This is a genomic window from Nocardia sp. NBC_00881, assembly GCF_045207455.1.
In the GTDB taxonomy this organism is placed as follows: domain Bacteria; phylum Actinomycetota; class Actinomycetes; order Mycobacteriales; family Mycobacteriaceae; genus Nocardia.
The window spans coordinates 2856628-2881587 of record NZ_CP108798.1 but is presented as its reverse complement, the minus strand read 5'-3'; the positions used below and the strand labels follow the sequence as shown (position 1 = coordinate 2881587).

The window sequence follows — 24960 nt, the reverse complement described above, 5'->3', positions numbered from 1 at the left end:
GCGCCAGGGGGAATTCGTGCACGCACGGGCGCGGGCCCGCAGAGCGCGGCGGTCACCACCCTGGTAGCCCTTCAGTCAGGCGGGGCGCCCGACCAGACGAACACCCCGGACACCCCACCTGCCCTCTTCTTCTGCTCTCCTGCGCGAGACAGGCCTCAAGCCACCAACAGCGGACGGTCCGCGAAGTAGGCGTCGGCCTCGGCCTCGGCGCGGCGGCGACGTGCGGCGCTGCGTTCGTCGCGGGCACGATGCCGCAGCACCACGGCTGCGACCGGGCGGGGTGCATGGCGAGCGCGGCGACGCGCGAGGGCGTCCGGGATCATGCGGATGGCGTCGGTGGCTGCGGTCGGGATCGCATGCATGCGCGGCTCATCGGCCAGTTCGCGGACCGGGGTCCGCACCCACGGGCCGAGTTCGACTTCTGCCGGGATCTCGGCGGCGTCGGCCAGCGCGTACAGGCTCGCGCGGGAATCGGTATCAGTGCGGTCGCTGTCGTCGACCTCAGGTGTGCCGAGGCGGGCGCTGGCGATCGAGACCACCCGCGCTAACGCCGATTTCGGGCTGTGGGCAAAGGAACGGTGGATAAGACCGAGCAACGCCCATTCGGCGGGGGTGATGGCGTGCAACGCTTCCCGGAAGGTGGCGCGGGCTCGATGAGGGTTGGTGTCGACCAACTCTTCGAGCGCGGCGAGTTCGATCACGAACGGGGTCAACGCTATCGTGGTGTGAGATGAAGTCACATCGGCTCCTGATCATGTGAGGTGGGAGTGGACGAGGCCGGGGTCGAGCTGGCGGCACAGCGGTGCCCGGCAGCGACAATCCGCGCCGGGCACCGCTGTTCACGTAGACGCGCGGTGTCAGAACGGTGGCTCCGTGTTGCCGGATCCACCGCCGAAGGAGCCCGCGCCGTTCACCGCCCACGGGTCGTCGGCCCCGCCACTGCGGTTGCCGGTGCCCACTGCCGCGCCGACCAATTCCTGCCGGTCATCGGAATTCGGGCGACCGGACGAGGACCCGAAGCCGTTGTCGCCATTGGTGCCGCGTTTGACACGGTTGGGCTTGGCGGTGGCGTAGCGCAGCGACGGGCCGAGTTCGTCTACTTCGAGCTCGACGACGGTGCGGTTCTGACCGTCGGGGGTCTGCCAGCGGCGCTGCTTCAGGCGGCCAGTTACAATCACGCGCGAGCCCCTGGTCAAGCTCTCCGCGGCGTTCTCCGCAGCCTCGCGCCAAATGTTGCAGCGCAGGAACAACGCCTCGCCGTCTTTCCACTCGCTGGTGTTACGGTCCTGATAGCGGGGTGTGGAGGCGACGGTGAAATTCGTGACCGCCACACCATTCGGGGTGAAACGAAGTTCCGGATCGGCGGTCAGGTTGCCTATCACGGTGATAGTGGTGTCTCCGGCCATGTTTGTGCTCCTTCACTATTCGGCGGGGATATGGGATGCCAACCACGCAGTGCGGGTGGTCGGTGGTGTTGTTGTGGGGGTCACGGGGTCGACGGCGTCGAGCAGCACGCGGTGACGGTGGTGACCGCGTGGGCACGGTCCTCGCTGGTGACTCGGTGCCGCAGCGCGACACTTCTGTAGCGACAAGCGGCATCACCGGTTGCGGTGATCGTGGGGTCAGAGCGTGACGCCGAGTTCGGCGGCGCCGCGACGCCCGAGCCACAGCCAGACGCCGCAGCAGGTGCGGGCGGATACCGCGGTGTCTATGGCGGTGTGCTGGCCCGTATCGCTGGCGAGCGCGGTCTGCACGGCGAGGGCCGCCATCCCGCCAACGCCTGCGAGGAATGCCGTGGCACTGATCAGGCCCGCGGCGTGGGCGCGGTCGGGTCGGGCTGCATCTCCGTCAGCGCTGGGGCTTCGGTGTATCAGGGTCCGAACCGGTTCTCATCGAGAGTGGGCAGGTTCGTTCGGATCGACGCCAGGAACTCGGTGGCGCTATCGGTCACCACAGTGTGGTGTGATCTGGAGCCGAAGGGCTCATCGGATCGGTGCCGAGGTCGGCGGCGATACCCAGACCGCGATAGGCCAATCGGCGCAGGGTGTCGGGGCGCATTCCGGTGCGCAGCGCTGTCTCCAGCAGGATCGCCATGGAATGGGCCGGGTCGGCATCGAGGGCGGCCTGTAGGGCGATACCCGCCAGGGGGCCGTCGCCGCTGATGTAGGCGCTGTAGCCCAGAAGTGTTGCAGCATCGGCACGGTCGCTGCCTGACAGTGCTCGCGTGAGTGCGGCCCACAGGTTTTCCGCGGCGGCGGCGTGGTCGCCGACGGCCAAGGCGAACAGCGAGTCGCGTACGGTCCGGTGACGCAATGCGGCAGCCAGTTCCGCGCATTCCGGGGCGGTGAGCGGCCTACCGGAGTCGGTGTCGGCGATCTGCCACAGCACGAGTTCGAGTGTGCGCCGGTGATAGCGGTCGGGATCGCCGCGCCGGACCGCCGCCAGGTAGCGTTCGTGCGCGAGAGCGTAGGCGCTGTCGAGATGGGCCGTCACCCGCTCGACCAGGTCGTCGTCGGGGGCGACCAGATCGGTGAGTTCCGATCGGGCGCCGCGGATCGGGCGCCCGTCGAGCACATGCGCCACCGTCACCAGCGACGTTGCCGGATCCGGCAACGTCCCAAAATGATTTGCGTCCAGCAGGCTCCACCACCGCTGGCCCGCCTCGATCGCGCGCACGGCCCACGCGCCCTCAAGGAACACTTCTTCCTGTGCGAGTTGCCGCGCGAACGCGGTGATGAGCGCGGCCCACGGCCCGGCGCTCACCGCGCCGTGTCCGCGTGTCCGGCGCGATTCGCGCACCCGATCATCGACGATCACCGCGAGCACCTCTCTCGTGCCCTCCGTGGCACAGATCTGTGTCACGCACTGCGCGTACGTGGCGGCCAGGCTATGGCGACTGCTCTGGTCCAGATCGAAGCGCAGCACCGCGTCGATGATCCGACCGCGGCCCGGATTCGGGGAATCCCGCAGCACGGCCACCACCAGCGACCGCTCCGGCACGAATCCGACCATCGCGGGCACCGCGACAATCAATTCGCCCGGATCATCGACATGAAGCGCCCCTGCTGGAGCGCGGTCCTCGGGTGCTCGATCAGGAGCTGAGGTGGTCTCTGTGCTGGCTGGGGTTGGGGTGTCGTCGGTGTTGCCGGACATAGTTTCGTCTCCTTTCCGGATGTTAGTGCTGTGCGCGGGCCGCCCGGAGCGTTGCCGGTGTCGAATCCGGCCTGTCCCCGCTCAAGGGGTGCGACAGGTTGGTGTCGATGCCGTGGCTGGCCGCGTAGTGGCATGGCGGCAGGGCGGATCAGGGGTGCGTACAGGCCCAGGAGGGTGTTTCGGTCCACCGGTGGTGAGGATCGGCGGGCGGCCCTCACCTCTCCAGGCGATACGGACTTCGCTGTCGGTGTCGACGGCGACCCGACCCAGGACGGTGTCCGGTGTGGACGCGAAGCAGAGTCGTGGCCGAGTGCGTCGAACCATGGCGCGCCGACACTGAGGCGATCACGGTCGCCGCGCATGGTGATCGGAGGCGAGGAAGTCGGCGTGCGGGTCCGCAGCCCACTCTGTCCACACCGACCAGGACGCGGGCGAATTCGGCCGTGGTGGGATTCGGAGTGGTCACGAGGAATGCTGGAGGGCGGTGAAGCTCTCGGTGCACCAGGCGGCGGCGCGGCGCCGTACTCGCGTGGGCAGTATCCGGTTGAGCAGCCGCGCGACCGGTCGTGGGCCCGCGGGTTTCCTGATGAGGTGTGCTGTGATCGTGTCGTCGTCGAGGTCGACGCGGTAGGTGTGGCCTTCGGGTTCGGTGACATCGAAGACGGTGGCTTTCGAGTCGGGCGCGCGATAGAGATCGAACGCCTCGAAGGCGGCCGAAACGGGATCGTCGGCGCTCACGTCGATCTCCCAGCGGACGTAGTACTCGTGCACGGTGAGGCTCCTGATCCGATGGCGAGGTTACGGGCGCAGCCGTCGGGGGCGTGCGCGGCTGTAGCGGAATGCGTTGCTGACGGTGCGGTGCACTTCCTCGGCGGTGAATCCCTCGACACCGATGTGGGTCGCGGCAGCGGTGGTGAGGACGGTGCGGGCGTCGTGTTCGCTGACTTCGTCGGCGGCGACGAGCCGCCCGAGGACCAACGCCGAGCGGAACAGGGTGTGGTTGCGCAGGTGCACTCTCGCGCGAGCGACCCGCTCAGCTTCCCCGGTCAGGATCGCCGCAAGATACGAATCCGGATGTACTGCCACCGAACTCGTCGGGCCACGGGGCGGTGTCGGAGCGGGCGGTGGGATGATCCGTTGGATCAGCATGGCGGGAAGATCGGCGACCGGCCGGTTCTCGGCGATGGTGTAGTCCCCGTGGGGTGTCCGGGATCCGGGGGCGACGATGTAGCCGCCGTGCCCGCGGGAATCGATACCGTCGCCGATGCGTGCGACTGTGCACCGCAACGGCGGGTCGTTCGGAGCACGGAAGAACAAGTGCCAGCCGCCGGGGGTGGCGATGGTCAGTGTCGGTGGCGCTGGCTCGGACAGGTGCTCGGCGAGCCGGGCCAGGGCCGCGGTGAGGTCGAGCGCGGGCGGGGTCATGTGGCGCGCGTCGAGATCGATCACGTGCAGCCCGGCAGGGCTGCCAGTCAAGATCGCCACGTTGTAGCGCGGGTTGTAGCCCCACCAGCGGTGGATGCGATCTTCGTCGGTACTGGCCAGGTCGGGCCAGCATTTGATCGCCGGTTTCTTCCCACCCGGGCGCAGCGGGAACACCGGCCAGCCGCGGGCGACGGCAGCAAAAGCCACCGCCCGCAGGTCCAGGACAGCGGTCACGAGAGGACACCTCCATAGCAATGTTCGAAGGACGCCCGACCCTCGGGTGTGCCGGTGCGCGGGCCGCAATGAACAAGCCGCGCACCGGTATGCCGGGTGGTCGAACAGGTCGTCAGGCGGCTTCGGCCTGCTGCGGCTCGTCGGGTTCGGTGGCGGCGCTCGGGGTGTCGATGTCGATGTCGTCGGATTTGACCTCGCCGAGGGCGGCGAGCTCGACGGGCACGAGCGGGTGGCCGAGCTCGCGCAGGAACGCCAGGTAGCGGCGCACGCCGCGGTCGGCGTAGCGCCACAGCGTCTTCTCGCAGCGGCTTTCGTAGGCACCGAGCACGAGCGCGAGCACAATCACCTGCGCGCGCGCCGGTTTCGCCGTCTCCAGGGCGGCCAGCAGCTCGTCGCGGCCGCGGAAACCCTTGATGCCCAGCAGCTCGACTGCCGTGCCGAAGGCGTGGCATTCGCTGAGCAGCCCACTGTCGGAGACCAGCGCCTGGGCCAGGAACACCGGTGCCTGCGCCGGTGAGGTCTTGCGCGTCAACAGCCTCGTCACGAACTCGGTGCGGGTGGTCTTGGCCGCCAACCCCTGCTTGTTGAGCTCGCGCACCCGACGCCGGACCATCCGTTCCTGCTCCCGCGCCTCGGCCTCAGCGCGCGCGGCGTCCTGCGCGGCGGCGGTGCGACGCGCGGCGGCGAGCTCGTCCCCGTCACCGTGACCGCCCTGCCCGTCGCGGTCGCCCTGGTCGGCATCGCTGGGGTCGGTGCCGTCGGCACCGGTATCGGGGTCTTGCTTGCGCTCACGCAGACCAGCCGCCTCCAGCAGATCGCGGGGCAGGAAGTACTCGGCAAGGAGGTGTTCGCGCTGTTGCACCTCGCGGGCATGGCGCAACCCCTCGGCCGGTTCGGCATCAGGATGGTCGCGGGTGTCCCAGTCCACGGTGTCGGGATCGACAAGAGCACCGGTGTCGACCTCGACCCACACCAAGTCCTCCGAGATTTCCAACCACACCGACCAGAAGCCGGGGTTGGCGTTGATGTGGTCGATGTCGACCGCGGCGCCGTCGGCGTCGACCAGATCGGCCGCCAGCACCAGCGGGCCGTCGTCGGTGAATTGCTCGTCGTGGGGGTAGTCGGTGAGGATCCCCACCCCGGCCTCGGCATACGGCAACGCTGCGGCCAGGTAGGCGCGCACCTCGGCACGATCCTCGGCGATCCGGTTGGCCTCATAGGAGAACCAGCTGCGGTTGGCGCGCATGAGCCGCTCGACGGCGTCGGTGTCACCGAGGGTGTCGTATTCGCCGATGACCGCGGCCTGCTCGAGGTCGTACTGGCCCTCATCGACCAACCCGCGTGCGGTGGCGGAGGCGCCGATCTTGCCCGCGCGTTTGACATCGTCGCGTTTGGTTTGCAGGGCTTTGCCGACTCGGGTGACCGAGGCACCGAGGTCCAGGGCCAGCGCGATACCGGCGGCGCGGTCGCCGTCGGTGAGCGGGATGCGGCGGTCGTTGACGGTGATCTGCTCGAGGATCCGGTCGATCTCTGCTTCAGCGGCGTCCACGGCAGGGTCGAAGTCGGTGATCCACACCGGCACCTCGGTCTGGCCGAAGGCCAGCGCGGTCAGGGTGCGGACCTGCCCGTCCCGCACGACCAGGCGCCCGTCGGGCATCCGGATCACCTTGATCGGGGACTTGACGCCGTGCTCACGAATGGACTCGGTGACATCGGGATGGTCATCGAGCCGGAAGTTCTTGCGCACGTTCTCGTCGATATCGAGCAGCGCGGGATCTTTCGTCGGCCCTCGACCCGGCGCGGGCGCCGCGCTATCGGTGTCGGAGCCGACGTCGCTGGCGTCGGTTGCCGCGGCGCCGTCGCTGGTCTCGGTTGGCGCGGTGTCGTTGGTGTCGGTGTCGGCCTCGACGGTGGGTGTGTCGGTCTCGTGTGACATCAAAGGGTGCTCCTATCGTGAAACAGGTAGGCACCGGCCAGCTTTGGACTGGCCGGTGCCTACCTGAGAGCGGATATGAGAGGTGTGGAGTGGTAGCGGACCGCCCGCCCCGGGGTCGACGGTGCGGGGAACCGGTTGTAGGGCTAGTTCTTGGAACGGGGCGCAACGTTGATCGGGCGCAGGAACCGCGCGCCGTGGTCGTCGGGGCCGCTGTAGCCCCAGTGCTTGCCTTTCCAGTCCGGGTGCTGCTCGTGCCAGCGGGTGACGGTGTTCTCACCGAGGGCGGTGACGGTCCCGGCTGTACCGAAATGTTCGGCGGTGTCGAACTCCGCGCGGATGAGGGTCAGGGTTTCGGGCATGCGGAAACAACCTCCTCGAGGCTCGGGGCCAGCGAGGGCCCACAGGGATGGGATGAGGGAGAGCAACGGCGTCCAGGCGTCGGGGGTTGTGCCAGGGGCCGTCGCGCTGGTGGTTCAGACCAGCGACATCGCTTGCAGGGCGAGGTCGTCGAGGGTGTCGGCGCGGTCGGCGTCGGGGATGGTTTGGCTGTAGCTGGTGACGGCGTTGGCGATGCCGGCAGCGGTGAGCTGACCGCCCGCGATGAAATGGCTGAGGATCCCGGTGCGTTCGTCCTCGGTGAACCCCAACTTCTTGGCGACGACTTCGATGGTGCGTTCGGGGTGGGCGACCGGCGTGGCGGCGTGACGTTCCAACTCGGTGATGCGGGCGGCCAGGAACTCCAGGGACAGCCATTCGGCGACCTTGTCGCGGGTTTCGGCCGTGATCACCGCCAGGCGTTTGCGGTAGGTGTCCTGCGACCAGCCGCCGACACCACCGACCTCGAGGCGGTCCCCGATGTGGCGTTTGGTGTAGGCGAACATCGGCAGGGTGAGCCCGTTGCCACAGATCTCGACCATCAGCTCCGGTTTCAACGTGACCGCGTGATGGCCGATCTCGGAGTTGGAGAACCGGAACCCGGCGAACACGATCGGCTCGGCACCGGGCCGATAACCGCGGCCTTCGCGGGCCGCGACCGGGCGCCACCGCTCCAGTTCGCCCGCGGCGCGGCGGCGTTCGGCCTCGAGCTCGGGGTTGGCGAACGGGGTCCGATAGTTCGCCAGGAAACTCGGTGCCAGCGCCCGCACCTTCGGCGAGTACACCTTGCAGTGCATGGACGACTCGGTCAGATCACAGGAGCGCACCGACACATCGGCATCGGCCTGGCGGATGCCCTCCAGCACGGCGGTGAGGACGTCGAGGTTGTCGATGATGCCGTAGCGATCCGACAACACCGCCCGCAGAATCCCGGGCTCGTCCGGGACACCGGAGGTGAACAGGCGCAGCAGAAACGACCGGTCATCACCACTGCCGGGCAGGCGCGGGTCTTCAGAACCATGCAGCAGTCCATTGACGTTGGCGTCGTAGAGATCGGTACGGGACTCCTCCCGCAGCCACTTCAAATATCCGACGGGGATCTTCAGCTTCGACCCCAGGTGCGAGTCGGCGGCGGCGGTCGGCCGGTAGAGGCCGTCGACGAGGGTGAATCCCCGCTCATCCAGGACCGGCTCGACCCCGGATAACTGCAGCAGACCATCACTGGCACGCAACGCCGACGCGAGGGCGACGACATCGACCTTCGCGGCCTGCTGAGCATTCAGCAGCCCGACCAGGTCCCCGAGTTCGGCGTGACGCACACAGGTAGCGATCGACATGAGTCAGAACTCCTTTCGAACAGACAGATACGGACCCCAGAGCAGGGGAGTGGGCGTCGCCCGCCTCGGGGTTCAGTGCTGTGGGCGCAGGGCCTGCACCAGCGCCCACGACGCGTCGGCTTCGGCGCGGGCCGTAGCGTGGCGGTGAAATGCGAGTTGCTCGAGGCTTTGAATGGCCTCGAGGGCATGGGCGGCGTGCTGGCGGCGCTGCTCGGCCGCCCAGTGCCGGTACCGCGCGGCGCGGTCATCAGTGAGGAATTCACCGGTGATCTCGGTGACGGTGTCGCTGACCAGTTCACGGATGTCGGCGTCTGCGGTGGCCAGCGGATACCCCAGGTCAATTCCCAGGTAGCCGGGTTCGCCCAGACACACCAGCGCGGTGGCCCCGCGCCCGGTCGTGCCCGGTTCGAACCGGGCGGTGATGCGGGGATTACCGAAGCGTTCACCGTCGACGACGAGACCGAAGAACCGCAGCACCACCATCGGCCGGGCCTCGGCGATCCCGTCCACTATCGGATTGTGTTCGCTCATGTCGGCGAACACCTGCCCACGCAGGGGTGCGTTGTCGGTGGCGAACAGGGTGTAAGCGGATCCGTAGTCGCTGGAGTTGGTGTAGGCGCTGACGGCGAAAGCTGCTGCGGGCATGACGGATCCGGGTGTCCTCTCGAAGACAGGGGATGGGTGGTCAGCTGGCTGCCCGGATAGGGCGGGTGAAGGGCTGCCCAATCTGGGTGACCGATGCGCGGGAGCGGCGGCGGCGCGCGATCGCGGTGTCGGCGAAGTCGGTAGTGACGACCTCGGTTACGACCGGCGGGTGATGCCAATCCTCGGCGTAGTAGCTGGTGTCGATCCCGCAGGAGGGCTTCATGGTGATCCCGGTGCCGGACTGGAAGCGGAGGCACTCGTCATCGGCGCGGTGTTCCATGACGGGTCGGCTGCTGTAGCGGAGCGGCGCGGACTGCTGCGGGATCAGGAACACGCCGTGGCGAGCGAGATGGGCGGCGAGGGCGATCGCGTGGTACTCGAACCGCGACCCCCGATAGCCGGGCGCGTTGCCACTGTGAGCGTGTGCGCCGAATGGTGGGTTGGCGACCGCGGTGTCGAATAGGCGAATCCGGTTGCGGTGCACCTCGAGCAGGTCGCCGCACACCCACGTCGCCTCCGGGACGATCTTCATCCCGATCCGAACGAACTCCGGGTTGCGTTCGACACACACCAACTCCCGCGCCGGGTCGCCGTCGGCTTGCCCGTACGGGTTGCGGCACGCGAAGGCCAGCGACCCTATTCCCGCGCCGAGGTCGATGACGCGGGTTCCGACGACCTCGATCGCCATGTCGCGCGCCAACCCGGGCGGGGTTAAGAACGCCCCGTCCGGGCTCTGGGTCGCGCTGGTGGACTCCTGGAAAGCGGTGAGGACGAACAGCTTTTCTTCCTCGGTCAAGTCCCGGCGAAGACCGACCAACCCGGCCGCCTCACGGTGCGCCGCGGCCTGAGCGCGTGAACGTCTACCCATAGCGAAATGACCTCCGAATACGAAAATCGCCGAGCCCATGGGGGACTCGGCGAACGAGAAGCAATGACTGCCGGGTTCAGGGGCGGATCGTTGCGGGTGGGGTGTCGGTGAACTCGGGGCCCGCGCCGATGTGGCGGCCGTGGCACCAGTTGGTCCAGGCGTCGGCGATATTCGGGCGCGAACCACCCGCGGCGACGAGTACGGCGAAGGCACGCCCGAAGTCGATCGCCTCCCCCGCGCCGCCCCCGCGCGCGTCGCACCAGCCCCGCACGTAGCCGATGGCCTCGAAACACAACAGCTCCGCGGTCCGGTTCCGCATCGCGGCGGTGTATTGCTCGTACTCCGGTACTCGGCTCACTGTCCTGCTCCGGGTTCGGCGGCGACCTCGCCACAAATCGGCCCCGCCCGCTCGGCACGTCGGATCGGCGGCAGGGTGGCGGATTGCTGGGCGAGAAAGTCGGCGGCGCTGATCGCGGCGGCTGGTTCGGGTGCGGACATGGGCGAACAACTCCTTCTTGGGATCGGCGAGCCCGTCCCGCACCCCATGCGGGTGCGGGACGGTGGAGAGCAGGGTTGTCAGGCTGCGGCGGGCAGGTAGGTGCGGGCCTCGACGATGGCACGGACCTGGTTGTGGACTTCTTCGGGCCAGCACACCGGCCCGGACACCGCGAAGTCGGTGACCGGCAGTGCGATCGGTTCACCGTGTAACCGGCCCGGTTCGCGGCGCTGCGCGCTCACCCGCACCATCCCCAGCTCGGTGACCGGCTCTGGTGGGGTGGCATACCAGCGGTCCGGGTGCGCCCACACAGCGACGTATTCCAGGCCGCCGATTTCCCAGTACCAGCGATCGGACTGGGGGCTGCGGTGGTGGTCGAGTTTGGTCTTCCCGCCGCGGCGTTTCGGACGCGGCGCCAGCGTGCCCGCGTCGAGGTCATCGAAGATATCCGAGAACCGGTCGCGTGCGTCGGCTTCGGTCATCACAGCGGTGATCTCGTGATAGCGCACGGTGTAGTCAGTGGTGACCTCGCGACGGCAGGTCTGCTTGCCGACGATAGTGTGCAGCGGTAGGCGCGGGTGCGGAAGGTTCACCACCGACACCGATTTCTTGTTCACGCGGGTGACTTGGCGCCACGTGAGGCCGCCGACGCGGACGAAGTCGCCGACGCTGAAATCGGCGGGTCCCCAGCCGGGGGTCAGGCCGTCGGCGATCTGTTGTTTGCGGATCTGGTTCCAGTAGGTGATCTCACCGGCGCGCTGGGTCATCCGGTCGAGGACTCGCTGCCGGTACTCACCCGTTGCGGGAGCGTGGGTTTCGGCGTACTGGACCTCGCCGTCGGCGGTTCGGGAGACCCCGCGGGTGTGACCGTCGAGGATGCGTTGATCGCCGCGTTGCTCGGCCTCGAGGGTGTCGATACGATTCGCCACGGCGCGCGGGCCGTAGCGGCAATCGGTGGTTCGCGCGGCCGCGTCAGCGCGATCGTGCGCGTGCTCGGCGTCCCGGTCGGCCTGCACCGACCGGCCCAGCGCATCCCCCGCCTTCTCGATCGCACGCCGGTGCCGGTTCTCCGAATGGTGGCCAATCTTTACCGGCTCACCGCCTGGCGGCAGCGCCTGGCAGGCACGCTCGTGCGCGGCGTCGGCAGCGACGGCTTTCGCGTCCTTGCGGGCAGCCTTGTCCTGCAACGCCTGTACCCGGTCGGCTTGGCGTGCGGCGCGGTCGGCTTCGGCATGCAGGGTCGGGCGCGCGGTGCGATCGATACGGACCTCGACCTCGAACCCGGCCTCCCGCAACGCCTTCGCGGCGGCGTCGATGGCGAACTGCTTGGGCTGGCGATCACGCGAGGACACCACGATCCACATGCCCAGGCTGCGAGCCCACCGCCAATGCCCGACAGCCTTTCTCATTCCCACCATCACCTCGTAGGTGCCGTCGCCACGGACCGTGCCCTCCAACACGGTGCCTTCCTCGGCGGTATGGGAAATCGCCACCACCGTCACCACCACCTCTCCTAGTATAGATATGCGCATTTATGCATGTAATTGACGGGTATTGGCCTGCTGGCTGCTGTGCGCAGTGGATCCGGTCAGCGAGCCCCGGGGGTCTCGGGCAGGACATAGTCGTGTGGCCCGGTCTCGATCAGTTCGTCACGGGTGAAACTGTCGACCACAGGCCCGATCCAATGAACGGTCGAGCCCGGGGAGGTGCCCGCACCGTGCAGCCAGGCGTCGAACACGTCGTCGATCTCGAAAAGACGGCCGCTGGTGGGATCCTCGACACCCAGCCAGGCGTCCTCGCCGCAACGGACCCGCACCAGTGTCAGTCCGGTCATGGCTTCGATGGCGGTGAGGATCGATCCGATCCGCTCGGCGGGCACCGACGCCAGAGGTGTCGGGCCGAGGCAGCCGGCGAAGGCGCTCGTATCACCGAACGCCCGTACGGAATCGGTGAGTTCACGGCGGCGCGCCTCGATCACCCCGAAGACCACATCACCGAGCGAGTCACCGATACTCGAACACTTGACCCGGGCGCGGACCTGCTCGAGTTCGGCGCGGGTGAGCGTGCCACCGACCATCTCCAGCAGGTCCGCGACCGTGATCACCGCCAGATCCGGCGCAGCGGTCGTTCGAGCCGGGCCAGCCGTCACCCCGGCGGATCCGGTCTGGCCGGTGCGGGTATCGATTTCCTCGTCGCGTCCCCCGACCTCGATACAGGCGCCAGCGGTGAGGCCGTTATCCCGCACCTCGACCAGGGCCGCTGCGCCCTTATCGACACCGACGTAGCCAGTCGAATCGAGACCGGACAGCCAGCTCATCAGTTCGAAAATTGCGATCATGAATTGCCTCTTCTCTTGCGTGAGTTGATATTCCGGCGTGGCCGTGGCGTACGGGCGTTGCCGCGGTCGGGTGCGTGGACGTCGACGGTGTCATCGAGTCGGTACAGGTCGATGACCAGTCGGCCGATGCTGGTGGCGCGGATGCTGATCAGTGCGCCACCGCAGGCGTGACTGATCTCGACGATTCGTTCGTCGGGGCCTTGGTAGCGGCTGGCGACGCAGTCGATGATCACTTTCGGTCGAGCCATGATCGGGAAATCTCCTGTCCGGGAAAGAGCGCGGTGCGTTGTGTCGCTGTTGATGTTCAGGGGGTTCTTCGCAGGGCCGGACACGCCGTAGCGGGGTCAGGCGGCGCGCTGAGAGACCGAGGGGATGAATGTCTCAGCCGTGTCCTCGAGTGCCAGCAGCGTGGGATCGGCGTGGCCACGCCATCGGATCTCGAACTTCCCGCGCGCCTTGTCAGCGACCGAATCAGGTGCCGCGACATAGAACTCCTCCAACGCGGGTAGCCCTCGGTCGCAGCGGTCAGCCACAGGCGGGTGTGCTCACCGTCGGTTCGTAGCGGCAGCTGTAGATACTCGGCCAGCCCGGCGACGAACGCGCCGGTTCGGGCGTGATCGCCGCGGTGCACGATCTGGATGGACCGCCACGCGTTGGCGGGAGCCGTATAGCAACGCCACACGCCCACCCACACGTATCGAGGGCGGCATCGGCGAGGGCGTGAACCTCGTGAGCACCGTCAGCACGTAGCCGGTCTCGCAGCGACTTGCCGGGCCCGAACAGGCCGGAGCGGTGGTTCAACGCGAAGGTGACGAATTCGTCGACCAGGTGTTTGTACGCTTCCCCGGGCGCGGCCCGGTATCGGGCGAGCTGGTCGGGCCAGCTCGGCACCGACACGAAACGACATTTTCTCGTCGCAGTGACCGTGTCTAGATGAGTATGTGTCCTGGTACCGCGCTTTGGCGCTGGTCGGCCACGATGGAAGATCGGACGATCGCGTGTCTCGTTTCAGGGTGAGCCAGTGTGCGCAACTTCATACTGTCCTCACTCGCTGGAGTCGGGCTGGTGGTGGCGCGGTTCAGCGCGGGTCCGCTTTGGGGATCAGTAGAGATGCTGGACGGACGTGTGTTCGGGTGACGATCCAGGTCTGCATCCGTACCTTCTGTTGTGCGGTCAGTCCGACGATGATCGCGATGAACCGGTCGAGACGAAGTTCGGGGTCGTGGACGTGGCGTAAGTAGGAGGTCAGATCGAGTTCGCTGGGTGTCAGGTCTCGGGAAGGATGCGTATGCCATTCTCCGATCCATTGGCTGCCATCGGTCTGCCACGCGAGGGTGGCGAGTTGGTTGGCGTGGTCGAGATCGCGGTGGAAAGAATGGGACGCTCTGCGTGCCTTGGGGCCTGGAGTGCCTGCGCTGGTAATGAGGATATCGCCGCCGTGGTCGGTTCCGAGGAGGATGCCGCCGGTTTCGAGGCCGTCGAGGGACTGCTGGGCTGTGTTCGCGATGGTCTCGAGGGCGGTGTTGGTGATCCGGTACGTCATTGGAATGGGGTCGGGTTGCATGTCGGGCACTTGGCGCGCGGTGGTGGGATCGTGGCCCAGCGGATTTCGGTCGTGTGGGTGAGATCGAATGGCGCTGTCAGGTGGTTTGCGGGATGTAGCCCTACGATGGCGTGTTCTCCGGGGAGGCGTTGGGTGTGGTCGCCGTGTCGGGATTCGAGGATGGTCGCCACCGCGATCTTGGCTGCCAGGGTGCCTACGAGGTGCAGATCCGGGGGGATCGCGGTCATCGGTTGGTGGGTATTGCCGGTGCCGTAGTCGAGTTCCTGGTCGGCTTCGGTGTCGATGGCCCCGAGACTTGCGAGGTGCTGTCGTGAACACAGCAGGCATCCGAAGCGGGGTGTTGGTCGCAGCCGCAGGATTTCACCGAGCGAGCCGTGGTCGAGTACGCAGGCCAGGACGGCGGGTTTGTTCGCTCGGCGTGCGAGGTGGCTGACGACGCGTCGTGGTGCGATGCCGTCAGCTGTGCAGACCACCATGTCGACTGTGTCGATCAGAGAGCGTATGTGGTGGGCTTCGTCGACGACGTCGCGCCGGTGGGCGGTGACGTTCTGCTGCGGCCATCGTTGTTCATGCAGGGTTTTGAGGGCATCGACTTTGTAGCGGCTCACGCTTTCGGGGCCGAGAACGTGTCGAACGATGTTGTGCCACAGGAAGCGGTCAGGGTCCACCAGGTGCAGGTCGCCGATGCCGTACGCGGCGAGAGCTTGTGCAGTCGCACCTCCGATGCTTCCACACCCGACCAGCATGACCGACGTGCGTGCGAGCGGGTCCACGGGCCAGTTGTCTCGAAGCTGCGCGATACCGAGGATCGCCGGTTCGACGGCGAGTTGGATGGGTCGTACGCCGTCGCGCTTGATTAGCCATCCAGCGAATTCTGCTGCTCCCGCCGCACGCAATTGCGGGTCGAGATCGGGATCGTAGGTGATCAACAATCCGCGGCCAGTGCTTGGATCCCTCACGCCTGGCACCATCGTGCGGAAGGTTTCGAATGGGATCGCGGTACCTGGGCGGCGCAGCACGGCGAGATGATGGAGATGAATGTCGGTGCCTGCCTTGTTCATCCATTGTCCAGCGTATCGGGTCTCAGTCGATCGCAGTGTGGTGTAGTCGCGGGGGATGTCGGCCTGGATTCGATTGTGGCGAGCATATTCGACGCTGTCGACGACGTAGGTATCCGACGCTGACGCATAGCGGAAGGTGATGTCACCGGCTGCGATGGTGGAGTCCGCTATGAGCCTCGCCCCGCCGCGGGGCAAGACGATGAACGGGTTAATGCGGTCCATCGGCATCGTGGTCTTCTTCATCGAGGTCGGTTTGCCGGGACGCGGCTCGGGCGATGAGGTGGTCGTGTGCTGGGTCGGACACGATGCCGTTGACCGACATCTGGTCGATCACACCGGCTTTCATCAGTGCGTACTCGATTCGCCAGCCCGCTGCTTTCGCAAGGAGTTCGGTGATACTCGCTTCGGGCAGCCACGCTCCGACCGATCTCAGCAGGCACAGTGATCCTCCTGGAGCGACATGCCATGTGGTCTGGGTCCACTCCTCGAACGTTGGAACCGGGTCGAGAGGGTAGATGATCGGCGGCACCATCGGATACGCCGCACGATATACAACCTCCACCGGTAGCCCGGCCGCACCGATCAAAGCGTCCAAGCCCTCAGGGACCGGCCGATCGAAAGGCCATCGCGGTAGTTCCCCCTTCCAACCACCATGCGGGATCCTGCTGTCCGAGTTGGGCGGGTAGTACATGAGATCGGGCGCGAAGTCTGCCACCTCGGTCAGATCCCGTTGCAAGCGATCGGGTTCGGCATCGACCCACAGAATCGGTGTGGTCGTTCGGTCGCGGTCCGGCGCGGCGGTGGTCATGCGGGGCGTCATCCCTGTGGAGTGTCCTTCACAGGACGGGGGCCGGCAGGGATTGCAGCGGGCAGTGGACTCCCGTCTGAGGCGGTAGGTGCGGGAAAATCGGACCCGAAGACAGCGCCCCAATGAAGAATTGCCGAGTTCGCATCATTGTTGCCTTGGGCCTGCGCCGCGGCTACCGCATTGTCGCGGGCGTCGGCGAGCCGGGCCGCGAACTCCGAGTAGTCGAGATCGGACTGAATCGGACCGCAGACGTTCGCGGGATCGGTGACTTCGCTACGTCCGTCGATGAAATAGCTGGCCGAGACGAAGAACTGCTTCACCGCGGCGGACTGGGTCGATCCGAGCGGGAGATGTTGCAGGGCCAGGACTTCCATCACCAAAGACTTAATCTTGATGTCCTGGTCCGCTGCCCACTTCTTCAGCATCCGGACAGTGCCCGCGAACTTGTTCCATTCCGCGTGTCTGGCCGCTGTCTCTGCGATCAGATACTCGGGATGGCAGTATATCCACTCCTCGGAGGTCGCCTCTGGAACGAACAGCATGCCGTCACGCCGAAATGCCGGCATGGCGTCGACAGTAAACGCATCGGGATCCTCGGGATCATCGAGAAAGCATTTCACGGCGTGGTTGCGCCAACGCGCGAGACGCACTGCGGTCGCCACCGTCCCGTTCGTGGCGCCGAGAAGTGCATTGACCCTGGTCCGGGTGTAGTCGAGGCAGTCGGCGGCTGACTGTCCCGGTTCGCCCCAGCCAGGATGTTTGGCAGGATCGAAGATCAGGATGACGTCGACATCGTGGATGGGGTCTTTGTTCGTGCCGCGTGCCAGCGAGCCGGAGGGAACGACTTCGAGGATGTCGGGCTCGGGTCGAAAGGCTTTCTTGAATAGGTCGCGGCGGGCGCGCGCTTGGCGCACATCCTCGATATCTGCGTTCACGATCTGCTGGAATGCCGCGAAAGCAGTAGCCACGCTCACGTTGTGCTCCGATCCGTTGCCGACGAACTCGTGCAAAACCTAGCCGATGCCACCGACAGAGCCGGGCAGCGACAACGAGGGGCACGACCCTGACGCCGCAGGTGGGTTGGGGTAGGCGGCGACAGGGCCTGTTCGGGAAATCGCGAGAAAGGTGGGACGCCGTCCAGTAGCGTGGCGCCGGTTGTCGGCCACTGTTTGTGGTCTTGCGATGAGATGAGTTGAGACGTGCCAGTTCCGAATCACGAGATGCCGCGGATGACGGTCTCCGCTGCTGGTTCGCCCCTGGGTGGTGGCGGTTTAGGGGCGCTGATCGCCGATGGCTCGGCGCTGATCAGCATCGGCGGGCTGGTCGCTGGCGGTTTCGCCGTCGAAGCCGCCAAGTCGTTCATGACGGACGAGCCCAAGGGCCGCATATGGTTCGTCCTCGCATTGGCAGCAGGCACCAAGGTCATCATCGCGGGGTTCTGGCAGAGGGCGTGGCACCGCCGCCGATCACAGGTCGGGATCGTCATCACCGCGGCCGACAATCTCGCGACCGCACGGCAGCGAGAGCAGCAGGCCGAAGCATTCAGCAGCCAGGAATGCGTGCTGACCCTCAAAGCCGCCGTTGACCTCCCCGCCGATCAGCCACAACGACTGGTATTGATGAAAGCATTGGTCGAGGAGACCCTACAGGCGATCATCACCGCCCAGCGTCTGACGCCGGATGCCGCCCGAATCAACCTCATTCCGACCATGCGGTTACAGATCGCGTTCTGGTACGGAGCCCGTTTGGGCCACACCCACTCCCGCGAAATCGCGGTCTACTCCGTCCGCCAAGGCAACGGGAACCCCGCCTACTTCCACGCCACCGGCCTACGTGCCAGCCGAAACCGCAAACAAATTCTCACCGTCGCTCCCCTCGAAACCGTGCCCGGCGGCGACCCTTCACGTGTCGCATTGGCGCTCGATTTGCAGGGACGCGGCACCAGTTTCCACGACCAGGTTCTCAACGACTGCAGCAACCGCGGCATCGGAACCCTCCTGCTGCTCAGTCACACGAACCCGACCCTTCCGGAGACGAAGAAGGCCTTCACCGCCGTCACCGACCAGATCTGCCAGGTCTGGCGTGACGCCGCCCTGCCCGTCGGTGCGCGGAATTCACAACACGCGATCTACCTGAGCGGTCCGGTAGCAATCTCGGTCGCCCTCGGTGCGCGCTTGGCAGCCGCAGACCGAAACCGGTGGACAGCGCTGTCCTACAACACGGTAACCAGCACATACGAGCCATTCCCGTCGTAGGCGCAACGTCAGGCGCTGTCGTTGCAGGGGCCGAACTACCCCGCCGCGTTCGGTTTGACGAATCTACGGACGGCGCTGGTGGTGGAGGACAGCGCACCACGCAGTCGAGTGATCTCGTCGTACTGGGCCGCCAGTCGTGACACGGCCTGAACCCGGAACGTGGCCAGTTCGGCGTTGCGTTGCTCCTCGACGGCCACCCGCTTCTCAAGGTGCTCGACCCGCTGTTTCAACCGTTCGATTTGAGCGTCACGCGGGTCAGAGATCACCCCGGTAATGCGCAGGTGATCTCGGCGTTGCTCGAATTCCTCCTTGAGGTGCAGGTAAGTGCTGTAGAGCGCGGCGCGGGTGATACCGCTGGAGGCGGCGAGAGTTTAATGTCACACTTGCCGCCGGGCGGGATCTCACCGCGCAGCAGACGGTCCATCGCAGCCCGGATGGCCGCTTCTTTCTGTGTACGGGTCTCGTCCGTGAGCCGCCCACCTCAGTTCTCCTCCGCGGCGGTACCTGCTGGAGTCGGTGCGCCAGCAGCGTCGATGTCGGCCAGAACCCGAAGCGCGCGGGCGCGCTGGGCTTCCAACCGAGTCTGTTCGGTCTTCTGGGCGCGGCCCAGGTTGCCGAGGAAGACTGTCGTGTTCTGCACTGTTTGTTGCCATATCGGTCGGTGGCGGGCGTGGTGGGTGGCTTGTGGGCAGCGGGCTGAGTCGCACATGCCGATCAGTGGTTGGTCGACGGAGGGATTGCCGGCCAGGCGTAGGCACAGGGCTTTGGCGGGGTCGGTGAACCAGCAGTAGTTCGCTGCACCGAGGTGCAGGGTGTTGGCGCGTTTGGCCAGCATCCGGCGTAGTTCCTGGTCGTTGAGGATGATCTTCGGGGCGGTGCGTTGTTCGTCGGTGAGTTTGCCGTCGACGGTGTCGAAGAAGTCGATCAACTCGCGGGCGTGCGGGCCCGAGGGCCGGATGCCGTGCTGGTAGTTGTCGATTTCGTCGAGCAGGAGCCCGAGGTTACGTTTCTGCTCTTCGGCACCGACCTCGGCCAGGAACTTCGCTTGGGCGCCGCCGGGGCGACCGGCGTAGCCCTCGGTGGTAACCACGCTGATGTGTTTCAGCGCGAGTTTGGCGGCCAGAAGTCCACCTGGCCGGTAGGCCAGCTCGATCGCGAGCGTGCGGCGCAGCATCCGCAACTCGATCGGTGTGTCCGGGATCGATGCGTCGGGGTTGTGCGACAGCCTGTCGTCGTAGGGCAGCCCGTCCGCGAGTTCGCGCACCTGCGCCGACATCTACTGCGCGGTGCGCGTGAGATCGAACGCCGCGACCACCGACCGCACCACCAGGCTGGCGGGGGGTGTCGGGTTCGGCCGTGACATTGACCATGGTCAGCGCCAGTGCGCCGAAGATGTGGCGCAGGGAGGCGGGAATCGACACGATCATCTGGGTCGGATCACGAAACAGATCGAGCAGACAGCGCACCGGAAACTCTTTTGCAACAATCGGATTGACAGCCGACAGCCACTGAAGTGCGTGGCCGACGTTTGTGGGACGGGTGCGACTTGGACGTGCCGCGAGTGCGACGCGAGTAAGATCGGCCCCGGGAGAATCTGCAGGCGGGCCCGAAAATTAGGAGGCCGGCCATGTCGACGCGTCGCCCCCCGCACACGGATCGTTCCCCGGAAGTCGTTGAACGCTTGGAACGCTCGCGTGCCCGTATCCAGCAACGTCGAGCGCTGGCACGTCAGCGAGAGCGAGCCATCCAAGAGGCGGTGAAGCGGTACCTCACCGACTGGCGGGCGATCACCGCGTGTGAAACCAAGCGCGACAACGAGGTCGAGGGACTACGTCAGCAGATCAGCGTGATCGAATCACGCGCAGCGCAGGAAATCGCTGGCTACCGCGCCGACCAAGCCGAGGCTGCTGCGGTGATCCGTGACCACGGTCAAACCGATGACGATGTCGCTGAGCTGCTCGAGATCAGCGCCAAACAAGCCCGCCAGCTCATCACCACCGCGCGTGCACACCGCGGCACACCCTCGCCGGGTGCATCACCCACGTCCACCGCCACACCGATCGAGCACCCCGAGCCTGCTCGCCACCGCCACACCGAGACCAGTCGGCAGCAGCGGGCAGAACGGGTCATCGACCCAGCCGACACCGTCGAGGCCCGCGCGTCAGCACGCCTGAGGCATGCGGGCGACGATCTCACCTGAATGATGTGGCTGGAAGAGGAGATCGCTAGGGTTGCTCGGCGGGAACAGCGTAGGTCAAATCGGTAGGCCACGGGTAGGTTCCCGGGGTGTCGGCGACAGCTTCGACGATGGCCTTGTTCGGGTCACCATCCACGCCTATCTTGAGGATACGAAACACGCTGACCCCTGCGGCGACCACGTGGATCAGGGAACCTACTTCGAACTGCACGGCGCCGAGACTATCGAACAGCACCGACAGGTCGGTTTCTTCTCGAGATACCCTGGCAGGCGTGTCTGTGCCAGCGCCGATGCTGGCGACCGCCGGTCCGCCGCCCGATGACCCAGGCCGCTGGGCAGTAGAGATGAAATGGGACGGTATACGCGGCATTTGCCGCGTCTCTGGTGGGCGCGTGGACTTCTACAGTCGCAACCGTAACAACATCACCGCGCCCTACCCGGAACTGGCGGCCGCGATCGCCGAACTCGCTGGCCGAACCGATCTGATCCTCGATGGCGAGATCATCGCGCCGGATCTCTCCACCGGGGCACCGTCGTTTACTCGCTTCCAGCGGCGAATGCATTCCACTCGCCCGACAGGCGAACTCGTGCGTGCGGTGCCGGTGCAGCTGTTCTGCTTCGATCTGCTCGAACTCGGAGGCGAGAACATCATGCCCCTGCCCTACATCGAGCGCCGAGCCCGTCTGAGCGAACTCGGCCTCATCGGCCCAAGCGTGCGGATCCCGCCGTACTGGACCCAGATCCCCATCGACACAATGCTCGACACCGTGGCATCACACGCCCTGGAGGGCATTGTGAGCAAACGCCTCGACTCCGTTTACCGACCAGGCATGAGATCACGGATGTGGCTGAAGACCGCGTTACGCCGAACGACGGACGTGATCATCGTCGGCTGGGTGCCCACCAGCAGCGGCGGCGAAAGCGGGGCTCTGGGTTCTCTTGTTCTGGGCGCACACGACGAGCGTGGGCGCTTGGTCTACGTCGGGCACGTCGGGACCGGATTCACCACGGCTGACCGCCGTACACTGTGTGAGCAGCTTGCGGGCTTGGCTGTCGCGGAATCCCCGTTCGACCTGCCCGCTCCCACCGGCCGGGTGGCCTCGGCGCGCTGGGTTCAGCCACGACTGGTCGGAACGGTCGAGTACCGGGAATTCGCCGGAGCGTTGCGGCATCCGAGCTGGCGGGGGCTGCGCGAGGAGATCCACGCGATCAACGTTCGACTACCGAGCTCACCATGATATAGAGTCCGTCCGCTGCCAACAGGTCACACCAAGGAAGATCTTCAGATGTTGGCGTAGCCACCGGCGTTCCACACAAACGAGCGGAAGTGCTGCGGTGTGAAAGCCTGCCTAGCAGGAACGCCCGGTGCCGGAGGAACCGGCCAGAACGCCAAGCCGCAGCGATGGCAGTAGAAACCGGCTTGCCATACCTCGTGCGCGTTGCGACGTCCCCGTGCAACTCTGCCGTTGCCGCGAATACGGCAAACAGCAACTGTGAGCAGGACAGCCCCAGGAGCCGCCAACATCCCGAAGAAAACGACCACGGACAGCGCGGCAACCCATCGCGACACCCCGGGAGCCGGATCCGCGATCGAGACGATTGCCGGAACAATCCAGCACATCGCTGGCAAGAGCAGCACCAGCGCGAAGAAGGTCAGACGCCCGGCCGGGGTACGGGCGGGCTCTCGGGCCAGACTCCGTGCAAGTGCTGTGGTGTGATAGCGCTCGACGGTGGCAGTGCCGAACACCGGAACCAGGCCAGTCGAAGCCACCCCCACCCCGGAATACACGTTCGTCTCGGAACTGGTCGACACACCGTCGGCATGCAGGGCCGGCACACTCTGCACCAAGTCGAGTTGGTTGCAGTGCGGACACGTCAGGTCGATGTCCATGCCGGAAACCCCTCCAAAGCCGTTGCGCTGTAGCGGCGCATCTGTGGTGCTGGTACCGGTACCTGCAACGAAAGCCCTGGAGGGTATCCAACACCTTCCGTGACCTGCTGTCGAGAGATATTCGTGAGCTTCTGCATCGATGAGTCCCTTCCCGATAGCTTGCTGATGAGTCGGATCGGCTGCAACTGACCTCAGTCCGCGCCGGGCCAGCGCGCTTATGACCCACGCTTCGTAGGCGGCTACTGGGTCGTGGGAGTGTCCGGGCGCAGATGCCCAGGATTCCTTTGCACGGGTGAACGGGAACCAGTTGCCATGAATGCTGTGGCGGATCTGGATGCCAACGTTTTCGTATTCAGTCGCTTCGATGTAGATCTCGGCGTCTTGGAGTTGAGGGTGGCCAATACCGGGTGGTAGAACATGCCGACAGTCCGGACCGGATTGGGGTGCGCGTGATGTGGTCGAGGTTGAGCGCACGTTGGTCTGGGTGCCGGGCGCGATCGTATGCGGTGTCGCGTACCTGGCGTGCGCATTTGTGTCGTGCGCTGATATCGGCCTCGTTCGGTGTGGTGTCGATGACCGGCGGATTGTGTGCTGACCTGTGTCGCGCGCGGTGGCGGGCAGACGATCGATATGGGTGCGCGCGATGGTAGGCGGTTGTGCGCGATGAGCCAGTCTGCCCAGCGTGCTCGTTCGTGTCGGTGACGCGCGATGGTCTCTTGTTGTCGGGTTGGTAGGTCGTGGGCGCGCGCGATGTGGTCCAGTGTCGTGGTTCCCGCGCGCACGGTGTTGCGGGTGTGGTGGATGAGTCCGGTGGTGGTGAGTGTGGCCAGGGCGGTGTAGCCCGCGGTGCGGCCCAGTCCTACGGCGGTGAATGCGTTGGCGGGGTTGGTTGTTTCGTCGATGATGGTTTCGTAGAGGCGTCGGCATTGCAGGCCGATGACGCGCCAGGCGGGGTGGACGGGTTCGATGCGGGTGCGCGCGGTCCGCGCGCGGCTGGTGGTGATGGGGGAGTCGTTGATGGTGGGGGGGTGAGGGCGTAGCGGTCGGCGAGGTGGCCGGTGGCGGCTCGTATACGCAGGATCGGGGCGCCGGGGAGTTCCCGGATTTCGCGCAGGGGCTGCCAGAGGGTGGTTTCGGGCATCCCGCCGGCCATCAGGGAAAGAGACCGGTCGCCGAACTCGACCGTGGGCGTGCCTCGGTGGAGAGCGCCGTTGAGGGTGCTGGCGTGGGCGAGAGCCTGTAGCACGGCGTGTGCGGTCCAGCGTTTCGGGGAGTTGGGCCATTGCGCGTCGGCCCAGGTGATGGCGGCGGTGAGCCAGCGTCGTTGCGGGCCGGTGTGTTTCGTCGCCGGTGTTTGCCCCCTGTGTGCTTTATGTACTTGTGCGCGTGAGACAGGAATTCGGAGGTATTTCGTGATGTCCAGTCACAGGCGCTGTTCCAGTCGCGGCGTAGCGCTCGATGAAGGTGGGCTCAGTAGCGGTGGTAGGCATTGGCCAGGCCGGTCCAGGTACCGCCCTGGGAGGGAAGTTCGGCGAGCAGGTCGGTGAAGCTGTAGCCATGCAGGGCTGCGGCGGTGAGGACGGATTGGCGCGCGGCCGAGCGATCCAGGCGTCCGTTGTGTGCGCCATCGACCCTGCGGTGCGCGACCCTCGCGCGCGAACGCGAGCACCGCGACGGGGATCGGTGTGTGTCGCCGATTGCCCGCGCGCAGCCGCGCATTCTCACCTGCCCCCTCCCACAGCCGACTGAGGTCATCCGGCGGGGTGTCGCCGCTGGTGGGCGCGGTCGCGCGCGGGGTCGCGCGCGCAGTGCGCGCCGTCGTGCGCGCCTGGTGGTCGTCGCGCGCGGCCGGGGTTACTTGGGTCGGTGTCGGTGCTGAGGAGCTGGGTGAAGCGGGGCCAGAACGTCGCGGGCGAACGGATTGTGAGCGTGTGGGCCGCTTGGTCGAGTGGGCCGTCGAGGATGCGGAATCCGCCGTCGCGGCAGCGGGATCCGGGTGGGGTGATACAGCCGGTGCGGTCGTTGAGCATCGGGGTGATGTCGAGGCTGGGCAGCCGGTCGGCCAGGGCCCGCAGGACAGGCTCGATCTCGGCGCGGGTGAGTGTGGTGCCCTCGGCGGGCGGGATCAGGATGTGGCGGCCGCCGCTGGTGGAGCGATCAGCAACTGTGCGGGCGCCGCATGCGTGCAGCAGGGTCAAGCAGTGCTTGATGTCGCGGTCGACGGTGGCGGGGCTGTGGCCGTGTTTGGCATCGAAGTCCAATACCAGCAGCCGGGTCCGACCGTGGAGATATATCGGCACTGCCGCAGGCTGATCGGGCAGCTTGCGGTCAAGGATTGCGCGCGGTCAGCGAACCGCGGCGGCACTGTTGTCGGGTT

Annotated in this window: 30 protein-coding genes; 3 read left to right on the top strand and 27 right to left on the bottom strand. The window is 66.4% G+C overall.

The window, feature by feature from the left end; all coding sequences use genetic code 11:
- Window positions 1-155: 155 nt before the first annotated feature.
- From OH799_RS11400 to OH799_RS11300, 21 genes are all read right to left on the bottom strand, one after another.
- A complete protein-coding gene (locus tag OH799_RS11400) occupies window positions 156-740 on the bottom strand; it encodes a hypothetical protein (protein ID WP_406279040.1) in 585 nt (194 codons plus the stop codon).
- A 117-nt stretch (window positions 741-857) separates the two neighbouring features.
- Window positions 858-1406, bottom strand: a complete 549-nt coding sequence (locus tag OH799_RS11395) for a single-stranded DNA-binding protein (RefSeq protein WP_406279037.1) — start codon at window positions 1404-1406, stop codon at window positions 858-860.
- A gap of 216 nt (window positions 1407-1622) precedes the next feature.
- The gene (locus OH799_RS11390) at window positions 1623-1769 is read right to left on the bottom strand and encodes a hypothetical protein (protein WP_406279034.1); all 147 of its coding nucleotides are present in this window, start codon (window positions 1767-1769) and stop codon (window positions 1623-1625) included.
- Window positions 1770-1947: 178 nt separating this feature from the next.
- Complete coding sequence (locus tag OH799_RS11385) at window positions 1948-3153, bottom strand: DUF4192 domain-containing protein (RefSeq protein WP_406279031.1); 1206 nt, start codon at window positions 3151-3153, stop codon at window positions 1948-1950.
- A 462-nt stretch (window positions 3154-3615) separates the two neighbouring features.
- Window positions 3616-3924 carry a hypothetical protein gene (locus tag OH799_RS11380; protein WP_406279029.1) on the bottom strand — a complete coding sequence of 103 codons (309 nt, stop codon included), beginning with the start codon at window positions 3922-3924 and terminating at the stop codon, window positions 3616-3618.
- Window positions 3925-3951: 27 nt separating this feature from the next.
- The gene (locus OH799_RS11375; RefSeq protein ID WP_406279026.1) at window positions 3952-4812 is read right to left on the bottom strand and encodes a bifunctional DNA primase/polymerase; all 861 of its coding nucleotides are present in this window, start codon (window positions 4810-4812) and stop codon (window positions 3952-3954) included.
- A 112-nt stretch (window positions 4813-4924) separates the two neighbouring features.
- Window positions 4925-6748 (bottom strand): ParB/RepB/Spo0J family partition protein, encoded by a 1824-nt coding sequence (locus OH799_RS11370; protein WP_406279023.1) that lies wholly within the window; start codon window positions 6746-6748, stop codon window positions 4925-4927.
- Between the two features lie 143 nt (window positions 6749-6891).
- The gene (locus OH799_RS11365; RefSeq protein WP_406279020.1) at window positions 6892-7107 is read right to left on the bottom strand and encodes a hypothetical protein; all 216 of its coding nucleotides are present in this window, start codon (window positions 7105-7107) and stop codon (window positions 6892-6894) included.
- A 114-nt stretch (window positions 7108-7221) separates the two neighbouring features.
- Entirely contained in the window at window positions 7222-8460 is a 1239-nt protein-coding gene (locus OH799_RS11360; RefSeq protein ID WP_406279017.1) for a hypothetical protein, read from the bottom strand.
- Between the two features lie 72 nt (window positions 8461-8532).
- On the bottom strand, window positions 8533-9105 hold the full coding sequence (locus OH799_RS11355; RefSeq protein WP_406279014.1) for a hypothetical protein: 573 nt from the start codon (window positions 9103-9105) through the stop codon (window positions 8533-8535).
- 40 nt (window positions 9106-9145) lie between these two features.
- A complete protein-coding gene (locus tag OH799_RS11350) occupies window positions 9146-9973 on the bottom strand; it encodes a methyltransferase (protein WP_406279011.1) in 828 nt (275 codons plus the stop codon).
- A gap of 76 nt (window positions 9974-10049) precedes the next feature.
- Entirely contained in the window at window positions 10050-10331 is a 282-nt protein-coding gene (locus OH799_RS11345) for a hypothetical protein (protein WP_406279008.1), read from the bottom strand.
- Window positions 10328-10471, bottom strand: coding sequence for a hypothetical protein (locus tag OH799_RS11340; protein ID WP_406279005.1), 144 nt, complete (start codon window positions 10469-10471; stop codon window positions 10328-10330). Before OH799_RS11340 ends, OH799_RS11345 begins: the two co-directional genes overlap by 4 nt.
- A gap of 78 nt (window positions 10472-10549) precedes the next feature.
- Complete coding sequence (locus tag OH799_RS11335; protein ID WP_406279002.1) at window positions 10550-11977, bottom strand: DUF3560 domain-containing protein; 1428 nt, start codon at window positions 11975-11977, stop codon at window positions 10550-10552.
- Window positions 11978-12057: 80 nt separating this feature from the next.
- Window positions 12058-12807, bottom strand: coding sequence for a hypothetical protein (locus OH799_RS11330; RefSeq protein ID WP_406278999.1), 750 nt, complete (start codon window positions 12805-12807; stop codon window positions 12058-12060).
- Window positions 12804-13055, bottom strand: a complete 252-nt coding sequence (locus tag OH799_RS11325; protein WP_406278996.1) for a hypothetical protein — start codon at window positions 13053-13055, stop codon at window positions 12804-12806. Before OH799_RS11325 ends, OH799_RS11330 begins: the two co-directional genes overlap by 4 nt.
- Window positions 13056-13151: 96 nt before the next feature.
- Window positions 13152-13340, bottom strand: coding sequence for a hypothetical protein (locus OH799_RS11320; protein WP_406278993.1), 189 nt, complete (start codon window positions 13338-13340; stop codon window positions 13152-13154).
- A 545-nt stretch (window positions 13341-13885) separates the two neighbouring features.
- Window positions 13886-14350 (bottom strand): Mov34/MPN/PAD-1 family protein, encoded by a 465-nt coding sequence (locus OH799_RS11315; protein WP_406278990.1) that lies wholly within the window; start codon window positions 14348-14350, stop codon window positions 13886-13888.
- Complete coding sequence (locus OH799_RS11310; RefSeq protein ID WP_406278987.1) at window positions 14347-15675, bottom strand: HesA/MoeB/ThiF family protein; 1329 nt, start codon at window positions 15673-15675, stop codon at window positions 14347-14349. The genes OH799_RS11315 and OH799_RS11310 overlap by 4 nt, the downstream gene beginning before the upstream one ends.
- Window positions 15641-16252, bottom strand: a complete 612-nt coding sequence (locus OH799_RS11305; protein WP_406278984.1) for a hypothetical protein — start codon at window positions 16250-16252, stop codon at window positions 15641-15643. The genes OH799_RS11310 and OH799_RS11305 overlap by 35 nt, the downstream gene beginning before the upstream one ends.
- Complete coding sequence (locus OH799_RS11300; protein ID WP_406278981.1) at window positions 16249-17214, bottom strand: nucleotidyltransferase; 966 nt, start codon at window positions 17212-17214, stop codon at window positions 16249-16251. Before OH799_RS11300 ends, OH799_RS11305 begins: the two co-directional genes overlap by 4 nt.
- A 225-nt stretch (window positions 17215-17439) precedes the next feature.
- On the opposite strand from OH799_RS11300, the gene OH799_RS11295 reads away from it, so the two are divergent.
- Window positions 17440-18495, top strand: a complete 1056-nt coding sequence (locus OH799_RS11295) for an SAVED domain-containing protein (protein WP_406278978.1) — start codon at window positions 17440-17442, stop codon at window positions 18493-18495.
- A gap of 35 nt (window positions 18496-18530) precedes the next feature.
- On the opposite strand, the gene OH799_RS11290 is transcribed toward OH799_RS11295, so the two are convergent.
- Window positions 18531-18725 (bottom strand): hypothetical protein, encoded by a 195-nt coding sequence (locus OH799_RS11290; RefSeq protein WP_406278975.1) that lies wholly within the window; start codon window positions 18723-18725, stop codon window positions 18531-18533.
- Window positions 18726-18976: 251 nt separating this feature from the next.
- On the bottom strand, window positions 18977-19771 hold the full coding sequence (locus OH799_RS11285) for a hypothetical protein (protein WP_406278972.1): 795 nt from the start codon (window positions 19769-19771) through the stop codon (window positions 18977-18979).
- A gap of 351 nt (window positions 19772-20122) precedes the next feature.
- Here OH799_RS11285 and OH799_RS11280 point away from each other — a divergent pair, with 351 nt between their 5' ends.
- On the top strand, window positions 20123-20695 hold the full coding sequence (locus tag OH799_RS11280) for a hypothetical protein (protein WP_406278969.1): 573 nt from the start codon (window positions 20123-20125) through the stop codon (window positions 20693-20695).
- Window positions 20696-20720: 25 nt separating this feature from the next.
- Here the strand turns inward: OH799_RS11280 and OH799_RS11275 are convergent, their stop codons facing one another.
- The gene (locus tag OH799_RS11275) at window positions 20721-20903 is read right to left on the bottom strand and encodes a hypothetical protein (RefSeq protein WP_406278966.1); all 183 of its coding nucleotides are present in this window, start codon (window positions 20901-20903) and stop codon (window positions 20721-20723) included.
- A 61-nt stretch (window positions 20904-20964) separates the two neighbouring features.
- Between OH799_RS11275 and ligD the strand changes: the two genes are divergently transcribed.
- Entirely contained in the window at window positions 20965-21930 is a 966-nt protein-coding gene (gene ligD, locus OH799_RS11270; protein ID WP_406278963.1) for a non-homologous end-joining DNA ligase, read from the top strand.
- A gap of 44 nt (window positions 21931-21974) precedes the next feature.
- Here the strand turns inward: ligD and OH799_RS11265 are convergent, their stop codons facing one another.
- From OH799_RS11265 to OH799_RS11255, 3 genes are all read right to left on the bottom strand, one after another.
- A complete protein-coding gene (locus OH799_RS11265; protein ID WP_406278960.1) occupies window positions 21975-23057 on the bottom strand; it encodes a hypothetical protein in 1083 nt (360 codons plus the stop codon).
- A 996-nt stretch (window positions 23058-24053) separates the two neighbouring features.
- Window positions 24054-24308 carry a hypothetical protein gene (locus OH799_RS11260; protein WP_406278957.1) on the bottom strand — a complete coding sequence of 85 codons (255 nt, stop codon included), beginning with the start codon at window positions 24306-24308 and terminating at the stop codon, window positions 24054-24056.
- Between the two features lie 26 nt (window positions 24309-24334).
- Window positions 24335-24883: a hypothetical protein gene (locus OH799_RS11255; protein WP_406278954.1), complete on the bottom strand. Its 549-nt coding sequence runs from the start codon at window positions 24881-24883 to the stop codon at window positions 24335-24337.
- Between the last annotated feature and the right edge of the window lie 77 nt (window positions 24884-24960).

Excerpts from the sequence above, each read along its gene's own strand:
- OH799_RS11305 (WP_406278984.1), bottom strand. The coding sequence starts at position 16,252 with ATGACGCCCCGCATGACCACCGCCGCGCCGGACCGCGACCGAACGACC.
- OH799_RS11350 (WP_406279011.1), bottom strand. The coding sequence starts at position 9,973 with ATGGGTAGACGTTCACGCGCTCAGGCCGCGGCGCACCGTGAGGCGGCC.
- OH799_RS11310 (WP_406278987.1), bottom strand. The coding sequence starts at position 15,675 with ATGAAGAAGACCACGATGCCGATGGACCGCATTAACCCGTTCATCGTC.
- OH799_RS11285 (WP_406278972.1), bottom strand. The coding sequence starts at position 19,771 with ATGTCGGCGCAGGTGCGCGAACTCGCGGACGGGCTGCCCTACGACGAC.
- OH799_RS11365 (WP_406279020.1), bottom strand. The coding sequence starts at position 7,107 with ATGCCCGAAACCCTGACCCTCATCCGCGCGGAGTTCGACACCGCCGAA.
- OH799_RS11325 (WP_406278996.1), bottom strand. The coding sequence starts at position 13,055 with ATGGCTCGACCGAAAGTGATCATCGACTGCGTCGCCAGCCGCTACCAA.
- OH799_RS11360 (WP_406279017.1), bottom strand. The coding sequence starts at position 8,460 with ATGTCGATCGCTACCTGTGTGCGTCACGCCGAACTCGGGGACCTGGTC.
- OH799_RS11340 (WP_406279005.1), bottom strand. The coding sequence starts at position 10,471 with ATGTCCGCACCCGAACCAGCCGCCGCGATCAGCGCCGCCGACTTTCTC.
- OH799_RS11390 (WP_406279034.1), bottom strand. The coding sequence starts at position 1,769 with ATGGCGGCCCTCGCCGTGCAGACCGCGCTCGCCAGCGATACGGGCCAG.
- OH799_RS11395 (WP_406279037.1), bottom strand. The coding sequence starts at position 1,406 with ATGGCCGGAGACACCACTATCACCGTGATAGGCAACCTGACCGCCGAT.
- OH799_RS11385 (WP_406279031.1), bottom strand. The coding sequence starts at position 3,153 with ATGTCCGGCAACACCGACGACACCCCAACCCCAGCCAGCACAGAGACC.
- OH799_RS11280 (WP_406278969.1), top strand. The coding sequence starts at position 20,123 with ATGTCGACGCGTCGCCCCCCGCACACGGATCGTTCCCCGGAAGTCGTT.
- OH799_RS11330 (WP_406278999.1), bottom strand. The coding sequence starts at position 12,807 with ATGATCGCAATTTTCGAACTGATGAGCTGGCTGTCCGGTCTCGATTCG.
- OH799_RS11370 (WP_406279023.1), bottom strand. The coding sequence starts at position 6,748 with ATGTCACACGAGACCGACACACCCACCGTCGAGGCCGACACCGACACC.
- OH799_RS11355 (WP_406279014.1), bottom strand. The coding sequence starts at position 9,105 with ATGCCCGCAGCAGCTTTCGCCGTCAGCGCCTACACCAACTCCAGCGAC.
- OH799_RS11315 (WP_406278990.1), bottom strand. The coding sequence starts at position 14,350 with ATGACGTACCGGATCACCAACACCGCCCTCGAGACCATCGCGAACACA.